Source organism: Pseudomonas sp. NFACC43, assembly GCF_900119645.1.
Classification (GTDB): Bacteria; Pseudomonadota; Gammaproteobacteria; order Pseudomonadales; family Pseudomonadaceae; genus Aquipseudomonas.
In genome coordinates this window covers 568284-594181 of record NZ_FPKK01000002.1, presented here as the reverse complement: position 1 = coordinate 594181, position 25898 = coordinate 568284, and the positions used below count along the sequence as shown (strand labels likewise).

The 25898-nt window shown below is 62.8% G+C and carries 20 protein-coding genes; 10 read left to right on the top strand and 10 right to left on the bottom strand.

The genetic code is table 11. The annotated features are described in order from the left end of the window. The first annotated feature begins 20 nt into the window (after positions 1–20). Positions 21–1316 carry a glycine-betaine demethylase subunit GbcA gene (gene gbcA / locus BT179_RS06620; RefSeq protein WP_072389928.1) on the top strand — a complete coding sequence of 432 codons (1296 nt, stop codon included), beginning with the start codon at positions 21–23 and terminating at the stop codon, positions 1314–1316. A gap of 103 nt (positions 1317–1419) precedes the next feature. On the opposite strand, the gene BT179_RS06615 is transcribed toward gbcA, so the two are convergent. The 9 genes from BT179_RS06615 to BT179_RS06575 form a co-directional block, all read right to left on the bottom strand. Next, on the bottom strand, positions 1420–2664 hold the full coding sequence (locus BT179_RS06615) for a metallophosphoesterase (RefSeq protein WP_072430866.1): 1245 nt from the start codon (positions 2662–2664) through the stop codon (positions 1420–1422). A 27-nt stretch (positions 2665–2691) separates the two neighbouring features. Further along, entirely contained in the window at positions 2692–4560 is a 1869-nt protein-coding gene (locus BT179_RS06610; protein ID WP_072430980.1) for a c-type cytochrome, read from the bottom strand. Between the two features lie 163 nt (positions 4561–4723). Then, the gene (locus BT179_RS06605) at positions 4724–8176 is read right to left on the bottom strand and encodes a GMC oxidoreductase (protein WP_072430867.1); all 3453 of its coding nucleotides are present in this window, start codon (positions 8174–8176) and stop codon (positions 4724–4726) included. A gap of 1102 nt (positions 8177–9278) precedes the next feature. Beyond that, complete coding sequence (locus BT179_RS06600) at positions 9279–10049, bottom strand: electron transfer flavoprotein subunit beta (RefSeq protein ID WP_072430868.1); 771 nt, start codon at positions 10047–10049, stop codon at positions 9279–9281. Between the two features lie 15 nt (positions 10050–10064). Next, the gene (locus BT179_RS06595; protein ID WP_072389941.1) at positions 10065–11285 is read right to left on the bottom strand and encodes an electron transfer flavoprotein subunit alpha; all 1221 of its coding nucleotides are present in this window, start codon (positions 11283–11285) and stop codon (positions 10065–10067) included. Further along, a complete protein-coding gene (gene dgcB, locus BT179_RS06590; RefSeq protein ID WP_072389945.1) occupies positions 11285–13234 on the bottom strand; it encodes a dimethylglycine demethylation protein DgcB in 1950 nt (649 codons plus the stop codon). The genes BT179_RS06595 and dgcB overlap by 1 nt, the downstream gene beginning before the upstream one ends. Before the next feature lie 170 nt (positions 13235–13404). Further along, entirely contained in the window at positions 13405–15465 is a 2061-nt protein-coding gene (gene dgcA, locus BT179_RS06585; RefSeq protein ID WP_053156152.1) for a dimethylglycine demethylation protein DgcA, read from the bottom strand. Positions 15466–15480: 15 nt separating this feature from the next. Then, positions 15481–16011, bottom strand: a complete 531-nt coding sequence (locus BT179_RS06580; RefSeq protein ID WP_030139308.1) for a DUF5943 domain-containing protein — start codon at positions 16009–16011, stop codon at positions 15481–15483. An 80-nt stretch (positions 16012–16091) separates the two neighbouring features. Then, the gene (locus tag BT179_RS06575) at positions 16092–17069 is read right to left on the bottom strand and encodes a dipeptidase (protein WP_072389948.1); all 978 of its coding nucleotides are present in this window, start codon (positions 17067–17069) and stop codon (positions 16092–16094) included. 234 nt (positions 17070–17303) lie between these two features. On the opposite strand from BT179_RS06575, the gene BT179_RS06570 reads away from it, so the two are divergent. The 3 genes from BT179_RS06570 (at position 17304) to BT179_RS06560 (ending at position 19139) form a co-directional block, all read left to right on the top strand. Then, complete coding sequence (locus tag BT179_RS06570; RefSeq protein ID WP_072389951.1) at positions 17304–17705, top strand: lysozyme inhibitor LprI family protein; 402 nt, start codon at positions 17304–17306, stop codon at positions 17703–17705. Between the two features lie 164 nt (positions 17706–17869). Continuing rightward, positions 17870–18646 (top strand): bestrophin-like domain, encoded by a 777-nt coding sequence (locus tag BT179_RS06565; RefSeq protein ID WP_072389953.1) that lies wholly within the window; start codon positions 17870–17872, stop codon positions 18644–18646. Positions 18647–18722: 76 nt separating this feature from the next. Further along, positions 18723–19139, top strand: a complete 417-nt coding sequence (locus BT179_RS06560; protein ID WP_072389956.1) for a DUF3010 family protein — start codon at positions 18723–18725, stop codon at positions 19137–19139. Between the two features lie 66 nt (positions 19140–19205). On the opposite strand, the gene BT179_RS06555 is transcribed toward BT179_RS06560, so the two are convergent. Next, a complete protein-coding gene (locus BT179_RS06555) occupies positions 19206–20147 on the bottom strand; it encodes a GlxA family transcriptional regulator (RefSeq protein ID WP_072389959.1) in 942 nt (313 codons plus the stop codon). Between the two features lie 186 nt (positions 20148–20333). On the opposite strand from BT179_RS06555, the gene BT179_RS06550 reads away from it, so the two are divergent. From BT179_RS06550 to BT179_RS06525, 6 genes are all read left to right on the top strand, one after another. Further along, positions 20334–21278, top strand: coding sequence for a choline ABC transporter substrate-binding protein (locus BT179_RS06550; RefSeq protein ID WP_072389963.1), 945 nt, complete (start codon positions 20334–20336; stop codon positions 21276–21278). A 71-nt stretch (positions 21279–21349) separates the two neighbouring features. After that, a complete protein-coding gene (locus tag BT179_RS06545; protein ID WP_072430869.1) occupies positions 21350–22237 on the top strand; it encodes a 3-dehydrocarnitine:acetyl-CoA trimethylamine transferase CdhC in 888 nt (295 codons plus the stop codon). Positions 22238–22420: 183 nt separating this feature from the next. Beyond that, positions 22421–23386 (top strand): L-carnitine dehydrogenase, encoded by a 966-nt coding sequence (locus BT179_RS06540; RefSeq protein ID WP_072389969.1) that lies wholly within the window; start codon positions 22421–22423, stop codon positions 23384–23386. A 168-nt stretch (positions 23387–23554) separates the two neighbouring features. Next, a complete protein-coding gene (locus tag BT179_RS06535; RefSeq protein WP_072389971.1) occupies positions 23555–24031 on the top strand; it encodes a thioesterase family protein in 477 nt (158 codons plus the stop codon). Between the two features lie 20 nt (positions 24032–24051). After that, entirely contained in the window at positions 24052–25215 is a 1164-nt protein-coding gene (locus tag BT179_RS06530; protein ID WP_072430870.1) for a gamma-butyrobetaine dioxygenase, read from the top strand. 368 nt (positions 25216–25583) lie between these two features. Next, on the top strand, positions 25584–25847 hold the full coding sequence (locus tag BT179_RS06525) for a hypothetical protein (protein WP_072389975.1): 264 nt from the start codon (positions 25584–25586) through the stop codon (positions 25845–25847). Positions 25848–25898: the final 51 nt, after the last annotated feature.

Sequence of the window (25898 nt, the reverse complement as noted above, 5' to 3'; positions counted from 1 at the left end):
ATGGCCATGAGGATAAAACGATGGACGTGACCACAACCCTGAGCCTGGGCGATCCGCTGGAACCCGCACGCAAGGCTACCGCGAAGATGCTGCAGGAACGCGAGCGCACGTTCTCGCTGCCGCAGCCGTTCTATTGCGACGAGCGCCTGTTCGACATCGACATGCAGGAGATCTTCCAGAAGGAATGGTTGATCGCCGGCATGACCTGCGAGATCCCGACCAAGGGCAACTACCTGACCCTGCAGGTAGGCAAGAACCCGATCATCGTGATTCGTGGCGCCGACGGTGTAGTCCACGCCTTCCATAACGTCTGCCGCCACCGTGGCTCACGCCTGTGCACCAGCGACAAGGGCAAGGTCGCCAAACTGGTCTGCCATTACCACCAGTGGACCTATGAGCTCGACGGCCGCCTGCTGTTCGCCGGCACCGAAATGGGCGCCGACTTCGACATGAAGCAGTACGGCCTCAAGCCAGTGAACGTGAAGACCGCCGGCGGCTATATCTTTATCAGCCTGGCGGAGAACCCACCGGCCATCGATGACTTCCTGTCGACCCTGAACCACTACATGGAACCCTACGACATGGAAAACACCAAGGTGGCGGTGCAAACCACCTTGATGGAAAAAGCCAACTGGAAACTGGTACTGGAAAACAACCGCGAGTGCTACCACTGCGGCGGTTCGCATCCTGAACTACTCAAGACCCTGCTGGAATGGGACGACGTCACCGACCCACGGGCCGACCAGGCGTTCAAGGACCATGTGGCCGATTCCGCCGCGGCCTGGGAAGCCGAGAAGATTCCTTACGCTCACAAGAGCTTCGGCCTGCGCAACCGTATCGTGCGCATGCCGCTGCTCAAGGGCACCGTGTCGATGACCATGGACGGCAAGCAAGGCTGCGCCAAGCTGATGGGTCGCATCAAGAACCCGGACCTGGGCTCGATGCGCATCCTGCACCTGCCGCACTCCTGGAACCACTGCATGGGCGACCACATGATCGTGTTCACCGTGTGGCCCATCAGCGCCCAGGAAACCATGGTCACCACCAAGTGGCTGGTGCACAAGGACGCGGTCGAAGGCGTGGATTACGACGTGGAGCGCATGCGCCAGGTCTGGGACGCCACCAACGACCAGGACCGTCGCCTGGCCGAAGAGAACCAGCGCGGCATCAACTCCACCGCCTACCAGCCAGGCCCGTACTCCAAGACCTATGAGTTCGGCGTGGTGAACTTCGTGGACTGGTACAGCGAGCGTATGCTCAACAATCTGGGGGCCGAGCCTGCGCCGTACCTCAAGGGCGTTCCGGTCCAGGGTTGAGCCAGGAGCATCGCGAGCAAGTTCGCTCCCACAGGGGTTCTGTGTTGTTCACACAACCTGTGGGAGCGAGCTTGCTCGCGATAGCGGCCCGACATTCACCTGATTACTTCGAAGACCACCGCACCGACCCATCCTCCCCATAAAACGTCTCTTCGATCTCCTCCCCCACCAGCCGCACCTTCACGTACCCGTTCAACACCCGCTCCGGATACGCCGGATCGCCCGCAAGCTCCGTCTCCGACCACAGCACCCGGGCATGCCCGTTCAGTTCGCTGGTAGTGCCGTAGGGAATCGCTCCGTGCCCGGCACAGCGCGCATGCAATCCGCCCTGGGGCGCGTAGCAGATGCCGTTGTGCAGATGCCCCCAATACCAATAGTCGGGCTCGCGCCCAAGGGCGTCGCAGACCGGTTGGTAAAGCGCGGTCTGATGATGCCCGCTGATATCGAAACCCTGATGATGGCTGAGCACCATCAGTTTCTTGCGCTTGGGCAGGCTTTTCATCCAGTCGATCTGCTGGGTGTTGAGGGTGCCATTCATGTACAGGTTCATGGCGTCGGAAGCGTAGGCGGTGTCCAGGCCGACCACCAGCCAGTCGTCGTTGTACAAGGCAAAGTAGCTGGTGCCCTGTTGCACCGGGAACCGCTTGGCCAGTTCCTTGAAATAACCGTGGGCGCCGCTGTACATCTCGTGGTTGGAATTGAGGGTGAAGGCGCCATGCTTGCCCTGGGGCCAGCCGGCCATGTCGACGTCTTCCTGGGAATGGGTGCCGGCGTAATAGACATCCCCAAGATGGATGGTGAAATCGGCCTGGGCCAGCTGCATCTGGTTGGCGACGGCCACCGCCGGCGCATGGCTGTCGAAGGGACCGGTCCCCCAGTCGCCGGCGATGGCCAGCACCACGTCGCGGTCCATTTTCACCAGCGCCGGGTTGGTGGCGAAGGTCGCATGGTGGCGCAGGTTTTCGATCCACTTGAGCAACGCCTCGCTCCACAGCAGATCCAGCAGCTCCCATTTACGGCAGCCCAGCAACGTGCCGTCCTTGAGGACCCGGGTCGGCAATTCATCCTCGCTTTGCGGCAACGGCGTGGCATTGCCAAGCTTCAGGATCGACAGGCCGTGGGCCAGCTCCCACGGCACGGCAGGCTCGTCATCCGGCAGATCACCATGCTCGATGACATGCCGTGCCTGGTCGTGGCCGCGTTGCAAGAGCTTGACGATGGCCTGGAACTCCTCGGGCTCCAGGTCGTTGACGAGTTTTTTCCAGGACATTTCCAGTCGCGTGACCAACCCGTGCAGGCGGACCTTGACCTTGTCGAACTCATGTTCCCAATGATGCAGTAATGACATGTGAACGCTCCTTCGCAGTGCCCTGGATCACAGGGTTTTCATGAATTCGATCAAGGCCCGCTTGTCGGCGTCCGACAGTTGCGTGCCATACAAGTGGCCTCCGTTGTGGTTGCCCTCCAGGCGGGTGTCGTACTTGAAGTCCGCCGTTGCCTTCATCTGCTCGCCGCTGGTGATGAAGCCCACTTTCTCCTGGTCGTAGAGGTCGGAGCCGGTGTAGAACACTTGCGGACGCTGTTCCGGCGGCTGCAGCAAGTCCCATAGGGTCGGCACCGAACCGTTGTGCAGGTATGGCGCACGCAGCCAGACGCCATCGGTGGGTGTGTTGCTGTAGCTCTGGGTCTTGCGGTAGGCGCCGAAGTCGAACGGCGGCTTCTTGAAGCCGTGGAACGCCGCCACCAGGCCGGTGGTGAAGGAGTTCAGGCGATGAGGATCGGTGCCCAACTGGTCGATGTTGGTGGTGACCTGGCCCGTGTCGGTGCGGCCGAAGTCGTGGCAACCGGCGCAGTTCTGCTCCCATATCGGCTTGCCTTGGGCGACTTTCGCCTGGTCCAGGGCGAACGGCCAGGCGGGCGCCTTGTGCCCCAGCAGCCAATTGGTCACCCGGTTGAAGCTCGGCGGCAGTACCGATTGCGGCGTCGCGCCCACGGCCATGGCCGCGGCGTAATTGCGCTCATGGATATTGTTGTTATTGCCGTCCCAGTGCAGGTAAAGCGACTCGCGAGGCTTCTGGTTCCAGACCTGCGGCAGGTCCACGGTGCCAATGGTTGAGTCATCCGGGAAGCCGAACACCACCATTTTGGTCGGGTTGAAAGTGTCGGTCCGGCCCGGCCCCTGGGCCGGGCGCAGTTTCTGCCAGGCGTAGGCCTGCTTCTGTTTGAGCAGCGCACTCTTGGCCATCGGAATGATCAGGTAGCGGTTGTACAGCTTTTCGAAAAAACCCAGTTGGAACTTGCCATTGATCGCCGCCATCACCGCATCCGCGGTGAATTTCGGATCGCTGGCGCAATCGTAGGCGAACCATTGGAAGGCTTGCAGTTGCAGGGTATTGGCCGGCGCAGTGGCGACCGGAACCGCGACATCCGTGGCATTGGCCCGGTAAGAGCCGGTGTGGCACAGGGCGCAGTTCGGTTCCACGGTGGGATACCCCAACTGCCGCTTGGCCATGCCGATGGGCAGGTCGTTGCCGTTTTCATAGAGAAAGCCGAACACCTCGTAGCCACCGGGCCTGGGCATTTTCTCCGGACACATCTGAGGCAGCACGGCAAACAGATAGTAGGGAATCCGCGCCTCGATCCCCAGGCCGATGGCGGCATATTTGTAGTGGTCTTCGTCGGAGGCGAAGTCCGGCTGCGGCACCTCCCGGATCATCTGGTACCAGGTCTGGTAACCGACGAAACCCAGCACCAGCACCACCACCAGCGCACCGACCTTGAAGCCATGGCTTTGCCAGCGCCGCGCCCAGCCCGCGCGCCAGTCTCGCCAGCCGGCGCAGAGCAGGGCCATGGGCCGATTGGCGACCGGGCTGCCCAGGTACAGCAGGATGCCCAGCACGAGGAACATGCTCAGGTCGCCCATCAGCATGGGGACGAACAATGGCCCCTGGTCATTGGTGTTGATCAGGTAGATCCAGAACACCACCGCCACCAACCGCGACAGCACGCACAGCCACGAATGAACCACGAAACGCGGCGCATTGAGCCCCGAGGGCATATAGAACAGGCTGATCCCCACCAGCAGCATGCCGGTGTTCTCCAGCCATGGATCGGACAGCACGGGCGGCAAGCCAAGCATGGACGTCAGCAACGCCGGCGCGAACAGCGCCGGAATCGCGAACACCATGTTCATGACGATCCCCACCCAGATGATGCGTTGGAACCAGCGGATGTAACTGTTCATGGCATCCATTTCCTTATTCTTGACTCACGATATGCAGCGCTCTAGCGATCGCTATCGCGAGCAAGCTCGCTCCCACACTGAATGTGTGGCGCGCACAAAATCAGCGGCACATGGCCCCCTGTGGGAGCGAGCTTGCTGGCGATGCAGACGACTGGGCCTTGCGTCAGCCGAGGGCGGTCTTCTCCAGGTGCTCAAGAATGATCGGATACACATCCACCACCGCGTCCTTGCCGAAGATGCAGTCGATATGACCGTAGCCCGGCACCTCATGACGGCTGAACAGCTGCGGATCGTGCATCTCGCACAACCGCTGGTAGGTCTTGAGGGTGCTCTGTGGCAGGTAGCACTGGTTGTCGGCACCGCTGATGAAGCAGATCGGCAGCTTCAGCCGGTCTAAATGCGGCATGTAGACGTCGTTGCCCTTGAAGTCCACCAGGTGCCCCTTGCGCACGATCAGGGCAAGGTGCTCGAAGGTGTGCATGTTCGACTCGCCGAACAATTCATGCAGGTTGTCGTGCAGGGTTTCGTTGAGGGTGTCGTGGCGATACAGCGACGCATACATGAACGTGATGCGGTGGCAGACCGGGTTGGTGCAGTAGCCCTGGGCCTCGATCCGGGCATAGCCGTTGAGCGCCTTGTCGTAGAGCCTGTTGAACCAGTTCTCCTTGGTATCGGCGTAGGCGGTGAGAGACTTGATGCCGATGGCGTCGAGCATGCCCGGCAGATGCAGGCCAGCCTTCAGGCCGGTGGCCGTGGCGACCACCGTATCGGCGGCGATCTGTGAACAGACCACCGAGCGCACCCCCTGCAAGCCGGCCAGCATCGACATGAAGAAGGTCGTCGCGCCGTAGCAATGCACCACGCATTGCACGTCCCGAGCCAGGGTCGCTTGCTGGATCTGCTCGATGGCGGCCTTGAAGTCGTACCGGGCCACCTGGTCGCCGTTCCACTCACGCTTGCTGGCGGGCAGCAGGATGCTTACCCGCAGGTCCAGCAGCCAGACGTCGTACCCGTGCTTGCACAGGTACTCCAGCAAATTGGTGTGGATGGTGTCGGTGGAGAAGATATTCGAGCCCACGCCCAGGCCATGAACCAGCATCACCGGGCCCTTGCTGCCGGCCTGGTAGCGGGTCAGGCGCAGCTCGACGCTGTCTTCGGTCTGGAAGAAATGCACCGTCGGCGCCGGCGCGTCCAGCGGGCGCTTGGTGCGCGGCGGCGCGTCCGGGTTGAAGTAGATGTCGCCGGCGAACACCCCGCCATAGCTTTCCCACAGGATACCGGCGAAGAACTTGCCGAACCGCGCAAGAGCCTCGACACGTTCGCGCTCGTTGCGGGCATTGAGCACCTTCATGGTGGTCATCTGCTTGGCGAAATCGGCCGGCTGGATGTGCATCACTCCCGAGCCGATCACCGCGCCGGTCTTGTCCGGCCCGCGGTAGAGCGTGACGTAGAGCGTGCTGGTGTCATGCCAGATGTTCAACACCCCGTTGTCCTCGGGTACGGTCTTGAAGGCGCTGAAGTAATAATCGCTGCCGTCCTCGGCGGTCAGCTTCATGTCGTAGTTCATGTGGCGCACGCCCACCTGTTCCTGGTATTGCTCGAACAGGTTGAACACCCCGTTGCTGGCTACCAGCGGCTGGGGCGAAAGCAGCGGCGCGTCCAGGGTGCCCACCAATGTCGCGGCGTGCTCCGGCTCCTTGATCAGACGGTTTAAATCGTCGGCGGTGATGGTCAGGGTGAACTCGATGGGCGAGTTGTCCGCCTTGCCGCGCTTGGCCGCCGCTTCGTAGAGCGTCAGGTCCGTGCCCTGGGGCTGGGTGAACGCCGTGGAAAAGTAGCCCTTCATGGTTTCGGTGAACTGTACCCCGAGGGTCGGTGCCGCCACCGGTTTGCGCGGAGCCGAAGGCAGGGTGTAATCGATCTGCCAGCCATGATCGGCCGCCAGCAACCCCATGTTGCGCTCGCTCACCGCCGAGATGGTCAGCAACGGGTTGACCGCCAGGGACGTCGGGATCACCGCGCCATCGGCCACATACAGGCCCGGGTGGACATCCGTGCCGCTGGTGCCACTGAACACCTGGCCCTTGTGGTTGACCACGCCCTGGGTGGCATCTTCGCCCATGACGCAACCGCCCAAGGGGTGGACCGAGACAATGCTGTGCTTGAGCAGCTTGGTCCAGATCGGGTTTTCGACCCAGATCCCGCCCAGTGCCTTGGTGCACTGGTGCAGGCGCTCGTTGCCCAGGGTGACGTTTTCCTGCTCGCCGACACCGGGCCAGTCGATGCGCAACTGATCCTTGCTGTCGAGCAGCATGCGGCCCTTGCCATTGTCGTGACTCATGATCAGGTAGGTCTGCATGTTATGCAGCGCGCCGTAATAGGGACCGCGCAGGAAGCTCTCGGCTTCACGCCCCTTGTATTTGAGATCGGCCCCCAAGCCGGTGTCGGTAGGCACGCCGATCATCCCGGCAAACGCTGCCATGCTCGGCACCATGGGCCGGCCGAGGGCGCCAGGGATCGAGCCTTCCTCGATGACCATGCGGCTGCGCCAGTCGCCCTCGGTGCGCATGTCGATGATCGAGGTGATGCACGGCCCCACCGGATCCAACTCCTTGGCCGAGTGGGCGCCGAAGCCGATGCCGTTGATGACCTGGTCACAGTTGTGGCCGAACCCGAGGATGTCGCCGTTGCCGCTCATGTTCTCGCCCAACTGATTGGACATCGACAAGCCCTTGTCCCGGGAACGCAGCATGATCTCGGTGGTGCCCAGGGTGCCGGCGGACACCACCACGATGTCGGCGCGCACGAACAGAGTCGGTGCGCTAAACAATTCGCGGCCACTGTCCAGGTACTGGAAATGCACGATCCAGCCGTTGCCGTCGCGCTCCAGGTGTCGCACCTCGGCCTGGCAGAAAATCTCCGCGCCATGGTTCCAGGCGTCCGGCAGGTAATTCATCAGGGTGGTGTTCTTGGCCTTGTTGTTACAACCGGAAACGCAATCGCCACAGCCGTTGCATGGAAGCTGTTCGACGCCCACGTGGTTGAGGTTGTTGGGCAGCTTGTCGAATGTCACGTTGATCGGAGGCTTGTAGAAATGGGCCCCTTGCTTGAGGTAATCGGCAGATTTGCCGTGAGCGTCGAGCTTGGGCAGGTTCGGCTCCGATGCCGGGTAGGCGTTGGGCTTGAGCATTTCGCGAGCCCTTGCATAGCCATCCTTGAGCAGTGTGTCGCGGTGTTCACGCACCGCCTGGGGCCAGCGCGGATCCTCGAAGACGCCAGGCTCCGGTTCCAGCGAGACGTTGGCATTGATCAGCGACGTGCCGCCCAGGCCGCAACCGACCACGACGTTCTGCTGTGCATTGACGTGCAGGTCGAACAGCCCGGTACGCGAGCCGATGTGACCGTCCGGGTCATGGACCTGCAGCTCCTGCGTGGCCGCGAGCATGGTGTTGGGATATTCGCCGGGCTGTATTTCCCGGCCCCGCTCCAGCAGGCACACCTTGCGCCCGGCCCGGGACAGGCGCGACGCGGCAATGCCGCCGCCGTAGCCGGAACCGATGACGATAACGTCGTAATGCTCCTTGATTTCGCTGATGGGGGTCGAGATCCGTGTCATGTCAAAGTCCTCTCAGGCAGAAGGGCAACTCTGCGGTTGCCTGTCATTTCATTCGGGCGCACGAGCGCCTGGCCACTCTCCTCGGGGGAGTCGAGCGACAGTCAGCGGTGTGGAACGGGGAAGAAACCGGGCGCTATAGGCGGGCACGCTGGTTGACGACGCGGCGACGGCTGCGCCTTGGCGACACAGCGCAAGGCATCTGAACGCGGATCAAGGGTGCAATTGAATAGAAGCGCGAGGGCGGGCTATCCATCATGTGTTCTCCCTGAACCAGATGTGGATAAGACGAGGCGATGTCCTTGTGCCATTGGAGTGAAGACAGACCACGGTCCCACGTCAAGGCACGCCCTTAGAACTGTATGAAATTTGATCTATCGCGTTTCGCACTATATAAGCCGCGGGATCTAGCCTTTCGCGAACAAGTTATCCACATGACCGCCCACAGCTAATGGGGACAACTCTCGCGCATGGCGGAAATTGCTTGAGTGAAAAGTGAATAAAATCCGCTGGTTATGAACGATGAGCGATTTCAGGCCAGTTGATCGTTTTTTAAGCAATAACCTGAACGCCTTGCCGCGCAAGGCCTCCAGGGCGAAACGAACACCTTATCCACAGAAGCGCCAACAGCGTTTGGGGGTAATTTTGACGTAACTGTGGAAAAGCGCATCGACCGGGGATAAAACGCGGTTTTCCGGAGAGTTTTTCACGGTCGAACAGGAATTGATCATTTATTGATCAAATCCGCGCAAGCACCGCTGCGCCTGGCTTGCAGAGGATAACGAACATCTTATCCACAAATGCGCCAACAGAGATTGGGGGCAACTCATGGACGATAAGGGTCGCCTGTTCACAAGCAAACCCAATAAAAACCATAGGTTAGACTGGTCATTTTTTGAGCATAGGTGCGCAAGGCCTGTTTGACGTGGGGTTCAGCGAGGGGCGAACAGGTTATCCACAGGCGCACGCACAGGGATTGTGAGTAAACGTATGACTCAGGTGAGCGAACCTGCTCGCGATATTGCTCCGTCGGTGGACACCCTCGCTCACTGACAGACCGTTATCGCGAGCAGGCTCGCTCCCACAGGTCGGGGTGAACGCTGATTCAGCGAACAACCCCTTCCTCTATCAGCAACTTGAGAATAGCCTCGGCGCCGGCCTCCGGGCTCACGCCCTTGAGTACCTGCCCGCCTCCGCCACTGGCCTTGGCCGTGGCGGCTTTCATACGGTCGGCGCCGCTCTTGGCCTTGATCACCTTAAGACGCTTGGGACGGGGCTTGGCCGGTTGCAGCGTTGCCACCGCGAGCAGGCTGTCGTCGATCACCTCGACTTCTTCGGCATGCAGGGCGCCACGTCGGGCCGGGCCGTAGGCACTCTGGCGGGGCTTGGGCGCCGCGTTATCCACAGTGGCCAGGAATGGCAGGCGTACTTTCAGGCGCCGTCGCTGGCCACGGGGCAATGCCTGCAGCACCAGGGCCACGCCATTGTCGATGGATTCCACCTGGGCCAGCCCTACCACCAGCGGCCAGCCAAGGTTCTCAGCCAGCAGGAATGGCAGCATCCCCGAACCTTCGCCGGTTTCCGCCTGGCTGCCGGTGAGCACCACCTGAGGCGCCGCGTCACGCAGATAATCGGTCAGGGCCGGCAGTGCGTCGGCCCCCGCCGGGTTTTCCAGCACGTGAAGCTCGTCCAGGCCCATGCCCAGGTAAGCGCGTAGCGCCGGCTCGGCCACATCGCCGGCATGCAGCACTTGCAAGTCGTTGCCGGCCAGTTGCAGGCCCAGTTCCACGGCCCGGGCGTCCTGCTCGGCTCGCCTCGGCCGGCCGGAGGTAGGGTGGGCGCCGATGGACACGAGGCTGATCACTTGAGTCGTCATGGTTGAATCCTTAGCTTAAGCCGCATCGCGTCTGGCTTCGTTGCGGTAAGCCTCTACCGCCGCGATCAGGGCCTGGAGAATCGCCGCGCTGTCGCCTATCACCGACAGGTCCGCCCGCTTGATCATGTCGCAGCCCGGGTCGAGGTTGACCGCCACCACCTTGTCGCAGGCACCGATGCCCTGCAGGTGCTGGATCGCCCCGGAAATCCCTACCGCCACGTAGACCCGCGCCGTGACCCAGGTGCCGCTGGCGCCGACCTGACGGTCCCGAGACATGAACCCATCGTCCACCGCCACCCGCGAGGCGCCCTCGGTGGCCCCCAGCGCGGCCGCCGTGCGGTGGAACAGGTCCCAGTCCTTGACCCCGTTGCCCCCGGAAAAGATGAATTCGGCTTCGGCCATCGGAATCGCACCGGGGTCCACCGCCACCGCCCCCATGTCCTCGATGCGCGAAAGGCTGCGGGCCACGCTTGTGGATAACTCCACCGGCAAGGCTTCGTGACGGGTTTCGCTGACCGGTTCGGCGCACTCGGCGGCCGCCAGGATCAACCGCGCCAAAGGGCGGGCCAGGTCTTGCAGGCCGGCGCCGGCACGGCCGATGCACTCCTCGCCCTTGACCTGCCAGACCCGTGTGGCCGGGCGTTCACCCAGGGCCGCGGCGAAACGCCGGCCCAATTCACCGCCACCGCTGCGGCTGTCGGGCAATAGCCAATGACGTGGGTTGAACTGGTTATCCACAGCCCGCAGGCCCTGGACTCGCTGTTCTGGTGCATAACCGCTGAACGCTTCGCCTTCGAGCACCAGCAAGCGGTCGACACCGGCCGTGGCGAAGGCGTTTTCCTTGTGTTCGCCAAACACCACCGCCAATACCGCGCCTTGCGCCCCCGCCAACTGATGGGCCAGCCCCAGCAGATCGCGGTCGTGGCTGCTGAGGCGGCCACCCACCATGTCTGGAACCACACTGATGTAGAACGCCGGTTGCGGCACCTGATGCAGCGGCAGTTGCACTTCGGTGCTGGCGGTGCGACGGGTCGTGCCGCCCTGCTGGGCACCGCTGCGGTCGATGCGCTTGATGCCGTTGGGGCCGATGAAACCCACACCGTGGACGTTCTTGCGAATGATGCCGTTGGGCCCCATCCAGCTGTGTTGCACCGGTTGCATGGCCGCGTGCAGCGGATGCAGGCGGTTACGGGCGATCCGCTCGGCGCGAGGGTCGCGACGGATGATGTCGCTCATTAATGCACCTCCGCAGGTTCACGTTTGGCCGAGGCCACGGGCTTGCCGGGCGCTGCGTCTTCCAGCAGGGCGTCAGCCACCAGTTCGGCGATGTCCTTGATCATCGGGCGGGGTTCGACCACGCCTTCGAGCATCGCGGTGCACTGTGGGCAACCCACGGCCACCAGCTCGGCGCCGGTTTCTCGGATGTCTTCCATGCGCATGTCGGGGATACGTTGCTTGCCCGGGATGTCAGTGATCGGCGCACCGCCGCCACCGCCGCAGCAGCGGGAGCGGAACCCGGAACGCTGCATCTCCTTGACCTCGATCCCCAGCGCACGCAGCACCTGGCGCGGCGCTTCGTACTCACCGTTGTAGCGGCCCAGGTAGCAAGGGTCGTGATAGGTCACGCTGTCGCCCTTGTGCTGGCCGAGATTCAGGGCACCGGCGTCGATGATTTCCGCCAGGTAGGTGCTGTGGTGCTGCACCAGGTAGTTGCCATCGAAGGCGCCGTATTCGTTTTTCAGCACATGGAAGCTATGGGGGTCGCAGGTGACGATGCGATTGAAGCGATACTTGGCCAGGGTCTGGATGTTGCGCTTGGCCAGCAACTGGAACGTCGCTTCATCCCCCAGGCGCCGGGCCACATCGCCGCTGTCGCGTTCTTCGAGGCCAAGCACGGCGAAGTCGATCTTCGCCGCCTTGAGCACCTTGACGAAGGCCCGCAGGGTGCGCTGGTTGCGCATGTCGAAGGCTCCGTCGCCGACCCAGAACAACACGTCGGTGGATTTTTTCTCGCTGAGCAGATTGAGGTTCAGGTCCGCAGCCCAGTTCATCCGTCCGCCCGGGGCGAAGCCGCCAGGGTTGTCGGTGGCGATGAGGTTTTCCAGCACCTCGGCGCCCTTGTTCGGGGTGGCGCCTTTTTCCAGGGTCAGGTGACGGCGCATGTCGACGATGGCATCGACGTGCTCGATCATCATCGGGCACTCCTCGACACAGGCCCGGCAGGTGGTGCAGGACCACAGCGTTTCGGCGTCCACCAGGCCATTGACGATCGGCTGATGCGGATTGCCGCCATGTTCGCCCACCGGCTTGCCCGGGTAAGGGCTGCCGGCGAACTTCGCGTCGGTACCACCGGCGAGGCCGACCACCATGTCCTGGATGAGCTTTTTCGGGTTCAGCGGCTGGCCGGCGGCAAAGGCCGGGCACGCGGCTTCGCATTTGCCGCACTGGACGCAAGCGTCGAAGCCGAGCAACTGGTTCCAGGTGAAATCCTTGGGTTTTTCCACGCCCAGGGGCGCCGCCGGGTCATTGAGGTCCAACGGTTTCAGGCCGGTGGAACGACCACCGCCAAAGCGTTCGGCGCGACGGTGCCAGGCCAGGTGCAGGGCACCGGCAAAGGCATGCTTCATCGGCCCGCCCCAGGTCATGCCGAAGAACAGCTCCGAAACGCCCCACAGCACGCCAACGCCCAGGATCGCCGCCAGCAGCCAGCCGCCGAAGCCTTCCGGAAGAATGCCCGCCACCGGCAGGGTCACCAAGAAGAACGACGCCGAGAAGGCCAGCAGGCTTTTCGGCAGGCGCATCCACGGCCCCTTGGACAGGCGGGCTGGCGGGTTGCGCCGACGCAGGTAGACAAAGATCGCGCCGACGAACATCACCGCCGACATCAACAGCAAGGCATAGCCGAGGAAGCGGTTATGCAGGCCGAAACCGTGCACCAGGATAGCCAGCACGATGGACGCTACCGCACCACCGGCCGTGGCGACGTGGGTGTTGGCGATGTACTTGTCCCGCGCCACCACATGGTGCAAGTCCACCATGTAGCGCTTGGGCATGGCGAAAAGGCCGCCGACCAGATCGACCTTGGACGGTCGTCCCCGGCGCCACATGTTCACCCGCCGCAAGGCGCCGAGGACCGCAAGGCCCAGGGCAGCGAACAGCAGGATGGGAAGAAGGGTGTTCAGCATGGTGAAGCTCCCAAAGACCTCAGGTCTTGCAGGCACAGAAACCTGGATGTCTTGCTCGACCCCTGTGGGAGCGAGCTTGCTCGCGATGACGGACTCGAATTCGACAGGAGTGTCGATTGATCCACCGCTATCGCGAGCAAGCTCGCTCCCACCGGGTTATCCACAAGCCGTTAGAAATCCTTGCACAACCGCAGGGCGTCGTAGATGGCGGCGTGGGTGTTACGCTGCGCCACGCAGTCGCCGATGCGGAACAGCAGGTAGCCATCGCCGCTCTGTTCCAGGCACGGTTGGGGCTTGATCGCGAACAGGGCCTCGACATCGATCTGGCCTTTGTTGCGCGAACCTTCCTTGAGCGCGTAGTAGATTTCTTCGTCCGGCCGCACGCCGTTCTCCACCACCACCTGGTCCACGACGCGTTCTTCCTTGGCGCCGGTGTACTCGTTCTCCAGCACCGCCACCAGCTTGTCGCCTTCGCGGTAGACCTTCTCCAGCATCATGTCCCCGGTCATGATCACTTCCTTGGGGTACATGCTGCGGTAGTAAGTGGGGAACGAGGTCCCGCCGATGGCAACGCCCGGCTTGATATCGTCGGTGACGATCTCCACCTGGCTGCCCTTGTCGGCGAGGAAGTCGGCCACCGACATACCGGTGAATTCACAAATGGTGTCGTAGACCAGCACATTCTTGCCCGGGGCGACCTTGCCATCGAGCACGTCCCAACTGCTGACCACCAGCCCTTCGGCGGCGCCCCAGTGCTCGTTCTGCTCCAGGTTCGGATGCCCGCCCACGGCCAGTACCACCACGTCTGGACGCAGGTCCATGATGGTCGCCGCGTCGGCCGCCACGCCCAGGCGCAGGTCGACTTTCAAGCGAGCCAGCTCCAGCTGGAACCAGCGGGTGATGCCCGCGATCTGGTCCCGTTGCGGGGCTTTGGCGGCCGTGGTGATCTGCCCGCCAATGAACTCCTTCTTCTCGAACAGGGTCACGTCGTGGCCGCGTTCGGCTGCCACGCGAGCCGCTTCCATACCCGCCGGGCCGGCGCCAACCACCACCACCTTGCGCTTGGGCCCGGTGGATTTCTCGATGATGTGCGGCACGCCCATGTACTCGCGGGACGTCGCGGCGTTCTGGATGCACAGCACATCCAGGCCCTGGTACTGGCGGTCGATGCAGTAGTTGGCCCCGACGCACTGCTTGATCTGGTCGACCTGGCCCATCTTGATCTTGGCGATCAGGTGCGGGTCGGCGATGTGGGCGCGGGTCATGCCGACCATGTCGACGTAACCGCCCTCCAGGATCCGCGTGGCCTGGTTCGGGTCCTTGATGTTCTGCGCGTGCAGCACCGGGACCTTGACCACTTCCTTGATACCGGCGGCCAGGTGCAGGAACGGCTCCGGTGGATAACTCATGTTCGGAATGACGTTGGCCAGGGTGTTGTGGGTATCGCAACCCGACCCCACCACGCCGATGAAGTCCAGCATGCCCGTGTCGTCGTAGTACTTGGCGATCTGCTTCATGTCCTCGTGGGACAGGCCGTCCGGGTGGAACTCGTCACCACAGATGCGCATGCCCACGCAGAAATCGTCGCCCACTTCGGCGCGCACGGCCTTGAGCACTTCCAGGCCGAACTTCATGCGGCCTTCGAAGCTGCCGCCCCATTCGTCGGTACGCTTGTTGACCCGCGGGCTCCAGAACTGGTCGATCATGTGCTGGTGCACGGCGGACAGCTCCACGCCATCCAGGCCGCCGGCCTTGGCACGGCGCGCCGCCTGGGCGTAGTTGCCGATCACCCGCCAGATTTCTTCCGGCTCGATGGTCTTGCAGGTGGCACGGTGCACCGGCTCACGCACGCCGGACGGCGACATCAGGGTCGGCCAGTTGAAGCCGTCCCAACGCGAGCGACGCCCCATGTGGGTAATCTGGATCATGATCTTGGCGCCATGCTTGTGCATGGCGTCGGCCAGGTTCTGGAAATGCGGGATGATGCGGTCGGTGGACAGGTTCACCGAACTCCACCATTCCTGGGGGCTGTCGATGGCGACCACGGACGATCCACCGCAGATCGCCAGGCCGATGCCACCCTTGGCCTTCTCTTCGTAGTACTTCACGTACCGATCGGTGGTCATGCCGCCGTCCGTGGCATAGACCTCGGCGTGGGCGGTGCTGAGCACGCGGTTGCGGATGGTCAGCTTGCCGATCTGGATCGGCTGGAACATTGCTTCAAAAGCCATGGCGCAATCCTCGACTTACAACGGCTTGACGATGAACAGGCCGTCGTCGTGGCCTTCTTCGGAACCGCCATAGACCTGCTCGGCCACGGTGCGGATCGAACTGCCGCGGGCGGCGAGGATCTGGTCCATGGCACCGGCGAACCAGCCGGTGAACATGTAGTCGACCTTGCGCCCCACCTTGCCGTACACATAGACGAATGCCGAGTGTTCGAGCTTGACGCTGGCGGTGCCTTTATCCAGGTCGATGTCCTGGATCTTGAACAGGCCCCAGCCACGCTGCGACAGACGCTTCATGTAGTGCTCGAACACCGCGACGCCTTCCAGGCCGTGGCATTCGGCTTCTTTCTCGCACCAGTGCCAGGCGGACTTGTAGCCGGCCTTGTAGAGGATTTCGGCGTAGGCGTCGGCGCCCAGCACTTCCTCGATGCCCATGTGGTTGTTGACGAAGAAGTGACGCGGCACATAGAGCATCGGCAGGGCGTCGGAGGTCCAGACACCGGTTTCGCTGTCGACTTCGATAGGCAGTTGAGGGGCGATTTTGGCCATTGAAACTTGACTCCGGAAATTCGTGATGTTGCCCGCGGCGCGGATGGCCGCAGGTAAAGGATTCGGTGCAGCAGCGGCGTTTATTCGCCCCAGACGTCTTTCAAAACGTTCACCCAGTTCTCACCCATGATCTTGCGCACTACTCGCTCGGAGTGACCGCGCTTGAGCAGTGTCTCGGTAAGGTTCGGGAACTCGCCCACGGTGCGGATGCCCAGCGGGTTGATGATCTTGCCGAAGTTGGTCAGGCGACGGGCGTAGCCCTTGTCGTGGGTCAGCATTTCGAAGAAATCCTGGCCATGGCCCTGAGTGAAATCGGTGCCGATGCCGATGGCGTCTTCGCCGACGATGTTCATGGTGTATTCGATGGCCTCGGCGTAGTCATCGATGGTCGAATCGATGCCCTTGGCCAGGAACGGTGCGAACATGGTCACGCCGACGAAGCCGCCGTGGTCGGCGATGAACTTCAGCTCTTCATCGGACTTGTTGCGCGGGTGTTCTTTCAGGCCGGACGGCAGGCAGTGGGAATAGCAGACCGGTTTCTTCGACTCGAGGATGACTTCTTCGGAGGTCTTGGACCCCACGTGGGACAGGTCGCACATGATGCCGGCCCGATTCATCTCGGCAACCACTTCACGACCGAACCCCGACAGGCCGCCGTCGCGCTCGTAGCAGCCGGTCCCCACCAGGTTCTGGGTGTTGTAGCACATCTGCACCACGCCGACGCCCAGTTGCTTGAAGATCTCGATGTAGCCGAGCTGGTCTTCGAAGGCATGGGCGTTCTGGAAACCGAAGATGATGCCGGTCTTGCCCTGCTCCTTGGCACGCTTGATATCGGCGGTGGTCTTCACCGGGATCACCAGGTCGCTGTTCTCGCGGATCAGCTTCTGGCTCGCGACGATATTGTTGATGGTGGCCTGGAAACCTTCCCACACCGACACGGTGCAGTTGGCCGCGGTCAGGCCGCCCTTGCGCATGTCTTCGAACAGTTCGCGGTTCCATTTGGCAATGATCAGCCCGTCGATAACGATGCTGTCGGCGTGCAATTCGGCTGGGCTCATCAGGCAGTCCCCTTTTGTCGGATTTCATGCGCCGAAACGTGTGCCGGCGCTTTGGGGCCAGCATATGCCTGAGGGCCGTGGCGACCCGGTGCAAAAACGACAGGGGAATTGCCGAAAGCGTCAATCCACGACAAAGGGCTGCGACGGGCCTGCCCTGCCCGTCTGTTCTTTGCCCGGCGCTTGCGCCAGAATCCGCCGCATCACTGGCTTCCACTGGACTCGAGCGGCAACGCAATGAAATCACTCTTCCTGGCTTTGGCATTGATCAGCACCGTGGCACACGCCACCGAAGACACCGAACAGAACCCCTGCGACGCCGTCGAAAACGACGTCCAGACCCTGGCCTGCTCGGCCTACGGCAAGGCCGCCGCCGAGCAACTGCTCAACGACAACCTGCAAAGCCTCCTTGAGCGCCTGCAGACCCGCTACGCCAGCGACAAGGCCCAGCTCAACGACATCACCGGCAAGATCAAGGCAGCCCAACAGTTGTGGCAGAAACAGCGGGACGCCGACTGCGCCATCGCCGCCTTCCCGGCCAAACCCGGCAGCGAAGCCTACAAGATCGCCGAAAACGACTGCATGGCTCAGGTGAGCGACGACCGATCGGAATTCCTGGAGTCGATTGGGCAGGATTGAAGGCCAGGGAACGCCTGTTCCCGTTGCCTGGCCCCTGACCAGCTGGAACTGGGACCTCCTCTGCGTCGCAGGCTCTATCCGTCAACGCCGTCTACACTGGCTGAACAACCCGTCCGATCCAGGCTGTACAGACGAGTCCAACACGATAATCAAGGGATTTTCGTATGCACTCTCTTACTGCCTTGCCCGTCTACGGGTTCGCCATTTTCATCGCCATCGTATTGAGCATCGAGGCCGGTCGCCGGATCGGCAACCGTCACCTGGCCCTGGATCCCGAAGGGGCACGACAGGGCGTCGGGGCCATCGAAGGCGCGGTGTTCGGCCTGTTGGCATTGTTGATCGCCTTCACCTTCTCCGGCGCCGCCACGCGCCTGGATCAGCGTCGCGCGCTGATCGTCGCCGAAACCAACGCCATGGGTACCGCCTGGCTGCGCCTGGACCTGTTGCCGGCCAGCGAGCAACCGGGCCTGCGCCAGGCATTCAGGGACTATGTCGACGCCCGGATCGAGTACTACCAGGACTTGCGCGAGGACCAGATCGACGAGTCCGCCCATGCCCGGGCCAGTGCCTTGCAACAGGCCATCTGGAAAAGCACCGTTGCCGCCCTGCAAAAGATGCCCACCCCGACGCTGGGAACCAGCGCGCTGCAAGCGCAGAACGAAATGATCGACATCACCACGACCCGCGCCGTGGCCCACGAAACCCACCCGCCGCTGGTCATCTATCTCATGTTGCTGACCATGGCCCTGATCAGTGCCTTGCTGATCGGCTACGGCATGGCCGGTACGGCCCATCGCAAATGGCTGCACAGCCTGGGTTATGCGGCGGTCATGGTGTGCGTGCTGTATGTGATCCTGGACTTCGAATACCCCCGCTTCGGCATTATCCGGGTCGATTACTTCGACAAGATCATGCTGGACCTGCGAAAAAGCATGGACTGACCGGCAAAAATCGTAGCGGCGTCCGGCCCCGGGATCGATACACTGGAACACCCGACCTCCAGACCCAAGGGCTTACATGATTATCTGCGGCATAGAAATCAAAGGCAGCGAAGCGATTGTCGCCGTTGCCTCGCTGGACCAGAACGGGTTGAGCCATGTCGAGCTCAAGACCCGGAAAATCAGCCTGGACGACGATGACGAAGCCGCCAACGTCAAGGCTTTCGCCGCCCAGGTACGGGCCTTCGTGACCGAGAACGGCATAGAACGCATCGCCATCAAGAAACGCAGCAAGAAAGGCGAATTCGCCGGCGGCCCCACCACATTCAAGATCGAAGGGGTGTTCCAGTTGCTGGAAGGCTGTGAAACGACGCTGCTGTCCCCGCAGACCATCAATGCGCAGAACAAGAAGCACGACTTTGCCCTGCCTGCCACGCTGAACAAATACCAGCATGAAGCCTACAAGGCGGCCTGTGCGGCGTTGATGAAACAATAGTGCCTCAGGCAGCAGATCGCCTGTGAGAGCGAGCCGGCTCGCTCCTGCAAGGGCATGTCTGCGCCATCAGACCACCTTGCGCCGATCTTCCCGCGGACAGCGCTCGAACCGAGCTCGATAACTGCGAGTGAAATAAGACGGCGATTCGAACCCGCAGGCGATGCTCACCTCCAGCACGCTCAGGTCGGTCTGGCGCAATAGCTGGCGGGCCTTTTCCAGGCGCAGGCGCAGGTAGAAATTGCTCGGCGTATCGTTCAGGTGCAGGCGGAAAAGGCGCTCGAGCTGGCGGCGCGTGACGTTGATGGACTCGGCCAGCGCCAGGGTGCTCAGGGGCGGTTCGCTGTGGGCCTCCATCTCTCCGATGACGTGCACCAGCTTCTTGTTGCGGATGCCGTAGCGACTGGCGATCTCCATGCGCTGGTGATCCTTGCGCGGACGGATGCGCCCGAGCACGAATTGCTCGCTGACCTGGATGGCCAGGTCAGCACCATGGGCCTGGCCGATCAGGTCGAGCATGAGGTCGATGGAGGCAGTGCCACCGGCACAGGTGATGCGCCGACGGTCGATTTCGAACAGCTCCTGGGTCACGTCCAACTGCGGATAGGACTCCTTGAATGCCTCGATCGCCTCCCAATGCAGGGTTGCCCGGTACCCTTGCAGCAACCCCGCTTCGGCCAGCACCACGCTGCCGGTGTCGATTCCGCCCAGGGTCACGCCCTCCTTGTCCAGCCGGTGCAGCCAGCGCTCCAGGGCCTTGGTGGCAAACTTCAGCGGCTCGAACCCCGCCACTACCCACAGGGTCGCGCCCTTTTTCAGCGGCTCCAATGCCGCATCGGCGTTGACCGACATGCCGTTGCTCGCCAGCACCGCACCGCCGTCGGCACTCAGGACGTGCCAGCGGTACAGCTCGCCGCGAAAACGGTTGGCGACCCGCAACGGCTCGATGGCCGAAATGAAACCGATGGCCGAAAAACCCGGCATCAGCAAGAAGTAGAAATCCTGGGACATGACGCGCACTCGGTTGGCGGGTAGCGTGCGAACCTTGATACGCCAGTTGCAAGGGGCATTCAAGAGTCGCTGTAGTGCAAGAGCGCGTCGCCGCAGTGCGTTTTGCCGAAGGCGCGGCTACGTACCTTGGCATCACCGGTACGCAGATGCCGGGCCCCATAACAATAAGCTGCCGAGGAACCCACCATGAAACGACTGATCAGCACCTGCGTCCTTGCACTGAGCGCTACCACTTTCCTGAGCACCGCGACCCTGGCGGCCGAACCCGCCGCGTGCCAGAACGTGCGCCTGGGCGTGGTCAACTGGACCGACGTCATCGCCACCAGCGCCCTGACCCAGGTGATGCTCGACGGCCTCGGCTACAACACCAAGCAGACCAGCGCCTCCCAGCAGATCATCTTCGCCGGCATCCGTGACCAGCGCCTGGACATGTTCCTGGGCTACTGGAACCCCCTCATGACCCAGACCATTACCCCCTTCGTCGAGGCCAGGCAGGTCAAGGTGCTGGAGCAGCCCAGCCTCAAGGACGCCCGCGCCACCCTGGCCGTGCCGACCTACCTGGCCGACAAGGGCCTGAAGACCTTCGCCGACATCGCTAGATTCGAAAAAGAGTTGGGCGGCAAGATCTACGGCATCGAGCCCGGCTCCGGCGCCAATACCCAGATCAAGGCGATGATCGCCAAGAACCAGTTCGGGCTGGGCAAGTTCCAGCTGGTGGAGTCCAGCGAGGCCGGTATGCTCGCCGCCGTGGACCGCGCCGTGCGGCGCAAGGAGGCCGTGGTGTTCTTCGGCTGGGCGCCGCACCCGATGAACGTCAACGTGCAGATGACCTACCTCACCGGCAGCGAGGACGCCCTCGGCCCGAATGAAGGCATGGCCACCGTGTGGACCGTGACCGCGCCGAACTATGCCCAGCAATGTCCGAACGTCAGCCGCCTGCTGAGCAACCTGACGTTCAGCGCCGAAGACGAGAGCCGGATGATGCAGCCGCTGCTCGATCACAAGGATCCGCTGGAGTCGGCCCGGCAATGGCTCAAGGACCATCCACAGGACAAGCAACGCTGGCTGGAAGGTGTGACCACCTTCGACGGAAAGCCGGCCGCCGAAAACCTGAAACTCACCAGCAACTGACCGATCGCTTCCCATCTGCGCGGCTGCCAATGGCTGCGCAGTGACTCAACACGCCTGAAGGAAACCGCACCATGAACCATGACGTCATCATCACCTGCGCACTCACCGGTGCTGGCGACACGACCGCCAAGAGTCCCCACGTACCGGTCACCCCGAAACAGATCGCCGAGGCGGCTATCGAGGCTGCCAAAGCCGGGGCCACGGTGGTGCACTGCCACGTCCGCGATCCACAGACCGGCAAGTTCAGCCGTGACGTGGCGCTGTATCGCGAGGTGATGGAGCGCATCCGCGAGGCGGACGTGGACATCATCGTCAACCTCACCGCCGGCATGGGCGGTGACCTGGAGATCGGTGCCGGCGAACGGCCGATGGAGTTCGGCCCCAATACCGACCTGGTGGGCCCGTTGACTCGCCTGGCCCACGTCGAGGAACTGCTGCCGGAAATCTGCACCCTGGATTGCGGCACCCTGAACTTCGGCGACGGCGACACCATTTACGTCTCCACCCCGGCGCAACTGCGGGCCGGGGCCAAGCGCATCACCGAACTGGGGGTCAAGGCCGAGCTGGAGATCTTCGACACCGGTCACCTGTGGTTCGCCAAGCAACTGATCAAGGAAGGCCTGCTGGACAACCCGCTGTTCCAGCTCTGCCTCGGTATCCCATGGGGTGCGCCGGCCGACACCACCACCATGAAAGCCATGGTCGACAACCTGCCGGCGGACGCGGTGTGGGCCGGCTTCGGCATCGGTCGCATGCAGATGCCGATGGCCGCCCAGGCGGTGCTGCTGGGGGGCAACGTACGGGTCGGGCTGGAAGACAATCTGTGGCTGGACAAAGGCGTGCTCGCCACCAATGGCCAACTGGTGGAACGCGCCAGCGAGATCCTCAGCCGCCTCGGCGCCCGGGTGCTCACGCCGGCGGAGGGCCGCAAGAAAATGGGTCTGGTCCAGCGCGGCTAAACCGAACATGCACAGTGGATCTGCAGTGACTGCAGACCTCAAGACCACCCAAGATCAAGTGTGGGAGCGAGCCTGCTCGCGATAGCGTCGGCGCATCCAGTGCATTTGCTGCGCCTGGAATACCGTCATCGCGAGCAAGCTCGCTCCCACAGGGAATCGGCGAATCACTTCAGGAAAACCACCATGAGCTTTATCACCAACATCAAGACCTTCGCCGCCCTGGGCAGCGGCGTGATCGGCAGCGGCTGGGTCAGCCGCGCCCTGGCCCATGGCCTGGACGTCGTGGCCTGGGATCCGGCGCCGGGCGCCGAGGCGGCCCTGCGCAAGCGCGTCGCGAATGCCTGGGGAGCGCTGGAAAAACAGGGCCTGGCACCCGGAGCCTCGCAGGATCGGCTGCGCTTTGTCGCGACCATCGAGGAATGCGTGCGCGACGCCGATTTCATCCAGGAAAGCGCCCCCGAGCGCCTGGAACTGAAGCTCGAACTGCACGGCCAGATCAGCGCCGCCGCCAAGCCGAATGCATTGATCGGTTCCAGCACTTCGGGGCTGTTGCCCAGCGAGTTCTACGAAGGTGCGACCCACCCGGAACGCTGCGTGGTCGGACACCCGTTCAACCCGGTCTACCTGTTGCCCCTGGTGGAGGTGGTGGGTGGCAAGGATACCGCTCCCGAGGCCGTCCAGGCCGCGATGCGCGTGTACGAATCCCTTGGCATGCGGCCGCTGCATGTCCGCAAGGAAGTGCCTGGGTTCATCGCCGACCGCCTGCTCGAAGCGCTGTGGCGCGAGGCGCTGCACCTGGTCAACGACGGCGTGGCGACCACGGGCGAGATCGATGACGCGATCCGCTTTGGCGCCGGTTTGCGCTGGTCGTTCATGGGTACGTTCCTGACGTATACCCTGGCCGGCGGCGATGCCGGGATGCGCCACTTCATGGCCCAGTTCGGCCCGGCGCTGCAACTGCCCTGGACCTACCTGCCGGCCCCGGAACTCACCGACAAGCTGATCGACGACGTGGTGGACGGGACGAGCGAGCAACTGGGCAACCACAGCATCCCGGCCCTGGAGCGCTATCGTGACGATTGCCTCCTGGCCGTACTGGAGGCGGTGAAGACCACCAAGGCCAAGCACGGCATGGCTTTCGAAGAGTAAACCCTGGTTTCAGGGCCAGCAGGTCTAGGTCTGGCCCCATCGCGAGCAAGCTCGCTCCCACAGGTCTGGCGGCGTGAACACGATTGCTTTCACCCAGCAGATCCCCTGAGGGAGCGAGCCTGCTCGCCATAGCGCCAGCCCAGTCACCCCAATTGTCGGACCTGAACCATGCCCACCCTCACCACTTACCAAACCCATATCCGTCCCGAGTGGGTCGATTACAACGGCCATCTGCGCGATGCCTATTACCTGTTGATTTTCAGCTACGCCACCGACGCGCTGATGGACCTGCTAGGCATGGACAGCCAGAACCGCGATACCAGCGGCCATTCGCTGTTCACCCTCGAACTGCACCTCAATTACCTGCACGAAGTGAAGGTGGATGTCGACGTGGAGGTGCGTACGCAGATCATCGGCCACGACGCCAAGCGTTTGCACCTCTATCACAGCCTGCATCTGGCCGGTGGGGACAAAGCGTTGGCGGGCAATGAGCAAATGCTGCTGCACGTCGACCTGGCCGGCCCGCATTCGGCCCCGTTCACAGAACCGACCCTGGCCAGGCTCAAGGCCTTGCTGGACGAGCAGTCCGAGCTGCCGCTCCCGGCCTACATCGGCCGAGTCATCGCCTTGCCACCCGCCCGCTAAGCCCCGATCCGGAGAACGTCATGAACACCGCCGCCACTGTTGCCGACTTCCGTCGTTACCCTCTGGTGTGTGCGCCGGTCACGGCGAGAGCCCTGGACGACCAGGTGCAGGTCACCTGGGCCGACGGTCGCATCAGCCCGTTCCATCATCAATGGCTGCGGGACAACTGTCCCTGCCCACGGTGCGTCTATACCGTCACCCGTGAACAGGTACTGGAAATCGTCGATGTGCCTGAAGACCTGGAGCCCGCCACCCTGCGCCTCGATGACCAGGGCTGCCTGTGCGTGGATTGGCAGGACGGCCACCAGAGCCGTTTCGACCCGGGCTGGCTGCGCGCCCACGCCTATGATGAGCAGTCGCGCAGCGAAAGGCGGGCGAACAGGCCGAAAAGCCGACTGTGGCGGCACGACCTGCAACTGCCGGTATTCGATTACCACGCGGTGATGAACGAGGCCGATGCCCTGTTGCAGTGGTTGCTGGCAGTGCGTGACGTCGGCCTGACCCAGGTCCGTGGCGTGCCCACCGAACCCGGTTCGCTGAAGGCGGTCGCCCAGCGCATCGCCTTCATTCGCGAAAGCAACTTCGGCGTGCTGTTCAACGTGCAGTCCAAGGCCGATGCCGACAGCAACGCCTACACCGCTTTCAACCTGCCGCTGCACAGCGACTTGCCGACCCGGGAATTGCAGCCCGGCCTGCAGTTCCTGCATTGCCTGGTCAATGACGCCAGCGGCGGCGAGAGCATCTTCGTCGACGGCTTCGCCATTGCCGAGGCCCTGCGCCAGGAAGACCCCGAGGCCTTCAATGCCCTGTGCCGGATTCCGGTGGAGTTTCGCAACAAGGACCGTCACAGCGACTACCGCTGCCTGGCCCCCATCATCGCGCTCGATAGCCAGGGGCAGGTTGCCGAGATCCGTATGGCGAACTTCCTGCGAGGGCCCTTCGACACCTCGGTCGAACAGATGCCCAGGCTCTACCGCGCCTACCGACGCTTCATCGCCCTGACCCGCGAACCCGCGTTTCGTCTCGTGCAGCGCCTGGAGCCCGGTCAGTTGTGGTGCTTCGACAACCGCCGCACCCTTCACGCCCGCAACGCCTTCGACCCGGCCACCGGGGCACGGCACTTCCAGGGCTGCTATGTGGATCGGGATGAATTGCTGTCGCGGATCCTGGTGCTGCAACGCTAGACCGTGTCTTCGTCCATCGCGAGCAGGCTCGCTCCCACGACGAGCCTGCGACCCGGTGCGGGGAAGCCTGCTGGTGATAACCGTCCATCAAGCTCGACACCCACGCCTGATTCACCGGGCAAAAAAATCCCCGATCAAGCCGTGACAGGATCGGGGCAGGTTGCGTTACTGGAGGAGCTTTCCCGCGAGGGTGACCAAACCATCGTGATCCAGCTTGAGGCCAGTGTGCCCAGTCGCGGATGACGTCAGTTAGCCGAAAACGACACGCTCATAGTCATTCGGGTCATCGCGACGATTTGCCCTTGCCGCCGCTTCGGGTGGCTACCAGAATCGAGGCAGACCCCAATCCCGGAACAAGGAAAAGCGTCATGATGCACGCCGATTTGATCGACCAGGAAGACTTGCTGGGCCATCTCAAGGCCCTGGGCCTGCAGATACCCAGCGGAGCCACCGCCGAACAGGCCTGCTTGTGCGCCGTGCGTGGCCTGGACAGGGCTCGCGCCAATGATCTGCGCCGGATGGTCAAGGACATGTACACCAGCAGCGCCACCATCCTGCCGGCGGTTCGCCAGGCCATCGACAAGCAACTTCTGCCAGCATTGATGGAATACCAGCAGAACCACAGCGCCTGAAAAAAACCAATCGCGAGCAGGCTCGCTTCCACAGGGTTCTGCTGTGGGAGC